Origin of the sequence: Microcoleus sp. Pol7_A1 (assembly GCF_036701085.1) — a bacterium.
GTDB classification, from domain to species: Bacteria; Cyanobacteriota; Cyanobacteriia; order Cyanobacteriales; family Microcoleaceae; genus Microcoleus; species Microcoleus asticus.
On sequence record NZ_JAUBQD010000116.1, the window covers coordinates 1 to 8370 of the forward strand.

Here is an 8370-nt window from a genome sequence, read left to right on the forward strand (position 1 = left end):
TCATCTTTATTTGACGATTTTACTAGCTTTTTCATTTTAACTTTTTTTTGACACATTCGCAAAAGTGAGATGCACCCTATGAATTGAGTGAGGCCAAATCTAATGAAATGTCCTCAATGTGGCTCCAGCCATATCCGTAAAAATGGCAAGATGAGAGGGAAGCACTCATCATATTTGTGTGGATTGTCATCGTCAGTTTATTGATGTTTAGACAATCTCCAAAGGATACTCAGATGAAATTAAAGCGCAATGTTTGAAAATGTATGTCAACGGCATGGGATTTCGAGGTATTGAGATCGTCACAGGAGTCCATCACACCACCGTGATTAATTGGGTCAGACAAGTAGGAGAACGCTTACCCTTCGCCTATGACCCAGAGACCACTCCAGAAGTGGGGGAGTTGGATGAACTAGAAACCTTTGTAGGGTAAAAAAAAATCTGGTTGTCGACAGCAGTAGACCACTTTAAGCCAGGAATCTTAGGGTGGGTTTTGGGCGACCGAGCGTGGGAAGACCTTTGCCCCCTTGTGGGAGCTTGTAGCAACATGGAATTGTTATTTTTATGTCACGGACGGCCCGCCCGTCTATCCAGGATTTATTCCAGATGGAGATCGGATTATTAGCAAGACTTACATGACTAGGGTAGAAGGTGAAAACACACGGTTACGACATTACGCAAGCCCGACTGCATCGCAAGACACTTTGTTATTCATGCGTCAGAGGAAATGCTGAGAAACTCGATCAGATTGTTGCTACACTACCTCAACTTCTGGGATGTGCCGATTCCTCAATGATTCATGGCATCATTCAGTAACGCCAAACTTTTTTGTATCATAACTTGTATCAGGATTAAGCGGAAACCAGTTAATTTAATTTAAAGAGGTAGCCTAGTAATGCCATCTGGCGATCGACAATCTCTCAACTGGCTGTTGCAGCAGTTTCAGCTCAAGCCCGGTAAACCTGACATCCTCTACGGCTTGCGTACCCTTTTGGCAGTGAGCGGGCCCATTGCAGTTGGCTTCATTACAGGTCATCCTGCTGCAAGTACGATCGCGGTGATGGGAGCCATGTTTGTTGGGATGGTCGATACGGGTGGAGCCTATCGCCAAAAAGCCACTGTCATGCTCGCAGCAACCATTGGCGTTACTGTCGCCTTGCTAATGGCGAATCTGGTTAGTAGTACCCTGTGGCTAGCTATTCCAGCCACGTTCTTAGTGATGTTCATCGCTGGCTTAGCTGGTCTGTTTGGTACGATCGCCGCGACGGTTAGCCTGGTTACATCAACTATGTTTATCGTCTCGCTAGCAAAATTCGCTTCGTTCCCAGATTTATCTACTGTTTTTCTTCAATGCGCGCTGTGCCTAGCTGGAGGTGTCTGGGCGATGGTGTTATCTCTAGGATTGTGGGTGCTACGCCCTTATACACCTGCGATCGAGGCAGCCAGCAGTTGTTATGCCACATTGAGCAAATTTTTGCGAATGGCAAGCGAGATACCATTAACTCTGGAGGAGCGTCAGAAGTGGGGAGAGCAATTCTTACAAGGTCAAGACAGCGTAATACAAGATTTGACCTCTGCGCGGAGTGTTTGGGGTGCTGTGTGGACGGGCAGAGAAACTGCTGACTTGCGGGGCAATCAGTTACTCGTCTTAATTGAGGATGTCAACCAAATTACCAATTCTGTTGTAGCACTGGTGGAACTGTTAGCGATCGCATCCACTCGTCCCTTATTCCAGCAGTTGCACAGAGAAATTCAGCAAGTGCTAGAAGCATCGGCAACGGCTTTGCAAATCTTGTCAGAATCCCTCGCCAAAGAAAAGAACCTTGTTCGCTTGGGAGATCTAGATCGGGCGATCGAGGCACTAGAATACCAATGGCAAGTCATACACTCTCAAGTCCTGAATCACGCTAGTTTGGCTCACGCAGATGACTTTGCTGACTTAGTAAGTATTGGCAAGATTGTAGCTAGTCTCAAAGCCCTAGCAGAACAAATTCATACCGATGCGGAAATTGCCACAGATTTACAACGGGGAGAAAGGCGCAGCATCGCCCAGCTAAACATTTATCCCCCGATACAGCCACAGCGTTCTTCAATTATTGACACGCTGCGGAACAATCTCACGTTTAATTCTGTTATTTTTCGTCACGCTTTGCGGCTGGCGCTAATAGTAACAACTGCCCAATTAGTAGCCTTGCTATTGCAAGTACCCACAGGCTATTGGGTAACACTCACTGCTTTAGTTGCCCTAAAGCCGAACTTTGGCGGTACTTCTCAGACAACTGTGCAACGGGTGATTGGAACCACATTAGGGGGCATCTTTGGCATTTGCCTGGTCATACTTATCCACAATCCAGTGGCAATATTAGTCTGTCTTCTGATACTCTTAGTCACTGCTATGTCGGTGCGATCGCTAAGCTACGGCATCTTTATCACTCTCCTCACTCCCGTAGTCATATTGCTACTGAATATGACGAGTAAAGGCGGCTGGGAGATTGGAGTATTACGCATTGTCGATAGCTTAATTGGAGGCATTTTAGCATTACTCGGCAGCTATTTGTTATTCCCCAGTTGGGAGCGATCGCAACTTCCAGCACAACTAACAACAACTATTCGCTCTAATCTCGCGTACTTTCAACAGGTTGCAGCTAGTTATATCAACCCAGAACAAAAGTGCTCTACTGAAACTATCAGAAACCTGCGTCATCAAGCGGCATTAGAGAATGCAAATGCTGCTGCTGCGGCTCAAAGGTTATTCAGCGAACCCCGTCACGTTCGAGGAGAAGTAGAGCCGATCGCGATGCTAATACTTTACATTCGTGCTTTTTTCAGCTCAGTTACAACCCTAGCAGAACATCAGCAGAAATTTAGCGGAGAGTACCAATTTGCAGATTTCCAACGATTTACCGATGCGATTGTCCAAATTTTAGAGAACTTAGCAAATGCGCTGGAACAGGGACACCCACCTCTAGCTTTACCGAGGCTAGATATTTATATCGAAGCAATTCACAACGATATTGAACAGTTACATCTCACTAGGATATCAGAGTTGGCTACAAATCCAAGTTCTGTAACGTCAACGAGGCAAGCTGTTCGAGAACAAACTCCTGTTTCTACACAACTAGATCGAATTGCCCATGAAATGAAATGTATGCATTGTGCGATCGATCGTCTGCAAAAATCTTTGAATGAGAGAGTACAACCAGTATCTAGTTCTAGCAAACGCTGATAAAAGGTGTTTATGGACTGGCTGAGGTGGAGAGCGATCGGGATTTTAGGTCTGGGTGCGTATTCGTTGGGTGCTATCATTTTTGGAGGATGAATAAGTATTTGGAGTTTAGACTAAGCACAAATTGACCCAGCTAATGCTGAGGGGAAAAAATGGTTGATCAGATGGTTGATCGCAGAGAGATGGAGAGGTTAACTTGTGAATTTTGATGAATTTTGGAACTGACCTTTACCCTTTTTAACCACAGGATACCGACATCTTCGAGTCCGAGGTTTTCCGGTAGGCCATCCGGCCGACTTTCCTCGCGGTTTGGGGGCAACAGCCGGAGTCCCAATCTTGATTAAAAGTGGAAGCATTGATTGTGCGACCCTTCCCGGCGTCAATTGAGAGAGCGGTTTTTGCCAAGGTAAGCAAGTTTCTCTAACCAAATCTTTCGCTAGCCATAATTGCCAGGTGAGCAATGGCATCAAATCGCTCCACCGTTGACACTGCGAGCGGGGTACTTAACTGTGGAATTGTCCAATGCAAGGTTTGCTTAGCTAAGCGATACCAATGCTCAATCGCAAAACGACGTAGATATTGTTGCCAAATTTCATTCAGAGGTGGCATTTGGCAACCGACCCAAACTAACCACAAAGGTTGAGTTTTTAATTGGTCTGTTTCAGCTTCTAAGCGTTCTACTAAAATCAGGCTCATCGGATATTGGGCAGTGGCTCGAAAATGCAACTTATCCCATTGTCTTAGCCTGATTCGACCCCTTTTGAGTTCCTGGGTTAAGAAAGTTTGTTCTGGTTTCCACCAACTTTTAGGGTCGTTAAGTTTAAATTTGTCCCCGTGAGTTTTTGGTCGTCCTTTACCAGTATAAGGTGGAGGTGCTGACCACAAGCAACGATTGGAACGAATGCGCATCAGTTTATCAGCATCAATGGTTGCGGTTGCTTCTAACAAAGTCGCACACCCATATTCACTATCGAACAGGGCTAGTGGTCGATGCTCAAGGGATTGACATACTTGTCCTAGTTGTTGAGCGCCTTTACCTATCGGATTTTCCCAACTGGTAATACGTTCATGTCGCAACGGCAGCGCCCAACTTTCTTGAGATGAAGGTATCCAGGCAATCGTACTATATCCTTGACCGATACCAACAGGTACGCCGTGAGGCGAGGCATTGGGTTGATGTTCATAGGTGCGCTCTTTGAGGGTAGCTGCATGGGGTCTCAACCATGCTGTATGGTCTATAGCTAATACCGGGCGTTCCACTTGTGACATCTGTTTGATGTATAGTTGCATCAATTGTTCTGGGTCTGGTCTACAATCTTGTAGCGCTTCATAAATACTTGACCACTGACGCCGAAATAAGGGATTGAGAGCCAAATCTGCTAAACATGAAACGTGGCGCGTCGTCATCGCTGCATCTGCTAGTTCAAAGGTGGCATCCTTGGCAAGACCAAGGCATTGATAAGCTTGTTGACGAAATAGCTGTAATTGTTGAAAATTCATTGCAGGCAGATTTGAGATTTTTTGGTGAATTCTCAATTTTCTGTCAAGGTGCTGCCTGTTGAATCAATCGCAGGCAGTTTTTTTGGCAAGCTATTTTACCCTGCCCGTCAAACGGGAGACGAACCAAGGAAACGGAATTCGCACTCAACGCAGCTCATTTGTCTGTCTTACATGATTGAGCGGCTTGGGTGCGTGAAGCACCGTTTAGTCTAAACTCCAATTAAATGAAGGAGAGTTAATTATTAAATGGGGTCGAAAAATCAAAAACAAGGGGAATGGGTGTATCACAGTTTAAATGTGCAACAGCTTATTGTGTAATCAAAGCGTCGGAAAGCCTATTCACTCGATCTCCTAAAAAAAATAGTGACAGCATATTTAGTAGAAAAAATGTCAAGCGAGGAAAGTAGCCGACCAATTTAATGGAGCGTAAAACTCTAGTTCAAAAACTGGTCAAGCAACAACAAACTGAGGGTTCTTTACAATCTAAACAAAGGGGAAAACCGCAATGAGCGTCATCTGACTTCTAAATCTGAAGAAGTCAAAGCGCTAGTCGCAGAGCATCCCGATGCCACTTTGGTAGAGTTGTGTGAATTATTTGCACAAAAAACCGGAAATAGGGTGAGTCGGGCAGCCATGTGTCGTTACTTACAAAAATTAGAGCTAAATCGCAAAAAAAAGCATGGTACAGTAGCCAAGCTGCGACTATTGACTCCAAAAATTGAGAGTGGAGTATTGGGAGACAATCAAGGATATCAAGCCAGAAAACAAGCGTGTTTTTGGATGAAACAGGTATTCTATTGGGTTTGAACAAGACTCATTCTCGTTCTCCGTCTGGAACAAGAGTTGGCCGAAATTAAACCATTTTATCGAGGGGAACTTATTCACAGCTATTGGCGCAATTAGTATGAAAAAAGTGCTAGCAGTGATGACAATGAATGATTCAATGGATGGACGAGCATTTGCCGTATTTATTCAGCATTTTTTATGTCCTCAATTATGGGAAGGAGCGGTAGTAGTAATGGATAATTTACCGCCCATAAATTAGCATCAATCAAGCCAATGAGTGAATCTTGAGGAGCAAGTATTATTTGTTTATCCCCATACTCTCCTGATTTTAACCCAATAGAAATTTGGTGGTCGCAACTAAAATATTTTTTGCTTATATTCGCTCCAACTACCACGTCCACGATCGATCAAATAATTGCAGTTGCTCTGAACTTATCCCACTTCTCCAAAAATATGCAACAGCATCCCAAGCTGATAAAATGTAGTCCCATCCGGCTATAGATGCTATTTCTTCTGTAGAAAGTTTCCCCAGAAAAGCGCCAACTTTTTCTTTAAGACCATCTAGAATTTCAGAGATTTCCCAACTCAGTTCTTGTTTTATGTGTGACCATATTCTCTCAATTGGATTCAATTCAGGGCTGTATGGTGGTTGAAAAATTAGTAGAATATTATCTGGTATTTTTAGCCTACTACTGTGATGGAACTTTCCATTATCCAATGGGACAACATCTAAATGAGCGGGATATTTCTCGGCTAGTTGATCTCAGAACAGTTGAAAGCACATACCATCTAAATGTGAAAACTCTAACCAAAAACTTTCTCCTGTTTGTGGCGCAACTGCACCATATAAATAGTAGGCTTCTCAAGGGGTGACAACAAGGCTACAAGGTACTCTGGATCAGGGATAGAGCGTGAAGCCCTCGTTGAAAATAGAGGCGTTTGTGAGGTTTGAGATTCATCAGAGTCAAGGCTAAATCCGACCAATTTTGGAAAGATTGACCCCAATCGGGAGCGTGTAATCCCATCCAAAAAGTGCTATAGCGCTCTGTTGAACGTCCCGCTGAGCGTGGGACGACAAATATAATCGGTGACGGCAAGAGGTTGTAAAGAAGCACCCTGAAAAGTCGCCAGAGTATAAGCGATAGAAATGAGCAAAATAAGCGCCATTAAGCGGCGCTCATTAACTTTTGTATTTTCGAGATTATAGCCTCCAGTTTTCAAATCTCGGAACATTGTTTCGATGCCCCATCGAGCGGCATAAACGGAGAGAGTCCGAGGTAAACTTTTCAAACTGGTCAGAATATACCAAGGTTCTTTTCCACCTCTACCTCGATATTTTCGTTTCCAGTATGCCGCTAAATTAAAGTCTCCAAGCTGATGAGCTTTCCTACAATAAATGTTAGCATAAAATCGAGATTTTCCTGGTTTAATCTCTAAGTCCTTGAGCGCTCGATAAACCGCATCATCATCGGCAATACAAGTGCTTTTTTTCTGTCGCAAGGCAAAGTCTACTTTCCTTTGCCTGAGCCAGTAAGCCAGTTGAACGCTGTGAAATTCTCGATCGATCGGCTAAGACCAGAACGGGATAAGGCTTCAACAGTCGCAAAACAGGAGTTAAAACTTTTTTTTGCTCGCGCTTTCCTACTGTTCCCCTTTTTGGGTAAGATTTCCCAATAAACGGGAATTGCGTGCTTCCCCCAAGCTAAACTTAACACGATTAGATTCCGCTCTTGCCATTGCGTCCGATCGATAATCAAGAACAAGTGTCCCTGATGAATAAGCTGGAATTTCTTAGTCTGTCTTCGTTGTTCTCGGTTGGTCGGTTGGTGGCGAAATTCTTGTTTTAGTAAGTGCTTGATGAGGGGAAACCACAACAGCTTAGCCGTTAGCTCAGGCAAATCTAAAAAACGTTGCAGGTTTCTGACTCGACTTTCATATTTAATCGGTTGTGGAAACCGGTTGGCTAAAGTCGATAAACTGACATCTCGATAGCTTTGTAACATTAACACTAACAACTGTAGCGTTAGATATTGGCTAGGAGTCAGATGTGTATCGAAGACTTTTTGGTAGAATTGAGGAAGCATATATTTTGGTTGGGGGTCGTAGCGACCCCCGATTTTTTCGGGTCGCGGTTGACTTCAACCCTTATTCTCCCTGCTTTGCAGCCCCCTTGTCACCCCTTGAGAGTAGGCTTTAAAATTCCCTTGAACTTTACCTATTGGTTTAACTCCCAAAGCTGGATTTTTTTTGCCTTTAATTGTTTTTAACCCGATTATTGTTTCATCTTGACACCAATATTTCAGCCCATTTTCTGCTGGTTTTGGGCTTATAGACTCCAGCCACCAAGCGACTTTTAGTATGTTTTTTAGTTTTTTTTAAACTCTATTTCCGCCGCCTTATCTTTTTTGATGATCGCACGTCTTGGTACTTTTAACTTAGCTTTCATCCGATAGTATAATTGCTTGTGTAATGTTTGATATTTGACTAATATTTGATATTTATCTTCTACCAAATTGCAATTTTTTTATAACTTTTAAATTTACATGATTCCTGACTTAATTTATCTGATAATCTAGCTATTATACAGCTTGAGGAATTACTCGATGTCTACCAGTTGATTTTCCTGTTTTTAGCAGTGCGGGCAGACCGCCAACACTATATTGTTTTAACCATCTATTTACAGTTATCCTATGTACCCCTAAAGGTTCTGCTACATATGTAAGGCTTGGACTATATCCAGCTTTTAACCAATAAAGTGCCTGAATTTTTTGTCGATTAGTTAATTAGGGCTTGCCGAAAAAGCCTAAAACCTTGACAGAGAAAGACTTTGACTGGTTTGAACGCGGAGCGTGTGCAAGCTT

4 protein-coding genes and 3 pseudogenes are annotated in these 8370 nt (G+C 43.4%); 3 read left to right on the forward strand and 4 right to left on the reverse strand.

The features are described from left to right. Window positions 1-102: 102 nt before the first annotated feature. Window positions 103-793, forward strand: a pseudogene (locus QUA20_RS30915) (IS1 family transposase). A gap of 99 nt (window positions 794-892) precedes the next feature. Next, window positions 893-3223: an FUSC family protein gene (locus QUA20_RS30920; protein WP_333194116.1), complete on the forward strand. Its 2331-nt coding sequence runs from the start codon at window positions 893-895 to the stop codon at window positions 3221-3223. Window positions 3224-3643: 420 nt separating this feature from the next. On the opposite strand, the gene QUA20_RS30925 is transcribed toward QUA20_RS30920, so the two are convergent. Further along, window positions 3644-4723, reverse strand: a complete 1080-nt coding sequence (locus tag QUA20_RS30925; protein ID WP_333194118.1) for a transposase — start codon at window positions 4721-4723, stop codon at window positions 3644-3646. Between the two features lie 865 nt (window positions 4724-5588). Between QUA20_RS30925 and QUA20_RS32235 the strand changes: the two genes are divergently transcribed. Next, window positions 5589-5768, forward strand: a complete 180-nt coding sequence (locus QUA20_RS32235) for a transposase (RefSeq protein ID WP_445304736.1) — start codon at window positions 5589-5591, stop codon at window positions 5766-5768. Window positions 5769-6103: 335 nt separating this feature from the next. On the opposite strand, the pseudogene QUA20_RS32240 reads toward QUA20_RS32235, so the two are convergent. From QUA20_RS32240 to QUA20_RS30940, 3 genes and pseudogenes are all read right to left on the reverse strand, one after another. Then, window positions 6104-6224, reverse strand: a pseudogene (locus QUA20_RS32240) (transposase); the annotation flags it as partial. Window positions 6225-6390: 166 nt separating this feature from the next. After that, window positions 6391-7593, reverse strand: a pseudogene (locus tag QUA20_RS30935) (IS4 family transposase). A 495-nt stretch (window positions 7594-8088) separates the two neighbouring features. Continuing rightward, entirely contained in the window at window positions 8089-8274 is a 186-nt protein-coding gene (locus QUA20_RS30940) for a helix-turn-helix domain-containing protein (protein WP_333194119.1), read from the reverse strand. Window positions 8275-8370: the final 96 nt, after the last annotated feature.